Source organism: Roseibium sp. RKSG952, from assembly GCF_009711355.1.
On record NZ_SMMF01000246.1, the window covers coordinates 1 to 425 of the forward strand.

The 425-nt window shown below is 61.9% G+C and carries 1 pseudogene; it reads left to right on the plus strand.

The features are described from left to right. Positions 1-168: 168 nt before the first annotated feature. A pseudogene (locus E1297_RS00600) lies at positions 169-425 on the plus strand (IS21 family transposase); the annotation flags it as partial.

Here is a 425-nt window from a genome sequence, read left to right on the forward strand (position 1 = left end):
GGGGCGGTGACGGAATGAGGGCGTAGCCCGAATGCAGTTCCGGCCCCCGACGCGGCGCCCTTTTTTTCAAAGGTCCGGCGTCTGGTGATCGCGATCAGTCCGGTATTGGAGTGGTTTTCCGAGGAGGGGAATCACTTTGTGCCGGGTTGCCATGTAACAGATCATCAGATGAGGCTTTTCATGAAGTTACGTCGAACGAATACCGTCGCGGCGGCCTCCGCCAAGGCAGGGTTCAGCACGGCGACGGGTTATCGTATCCAGACCGATCCCCGTCTGCCTTCCCAGAAGTCGAAGACGCGCGGCCGCCGCCGGCCGGATCCGCTCGAACATATATTCGAGGCGGAGGTTGTGCCCCTTCTCAAGGCTGCTCCCGGCATCCGGGCCGTCGCCATCTTCGAGGAGATGCTGCGGCGCCATCCGGAACT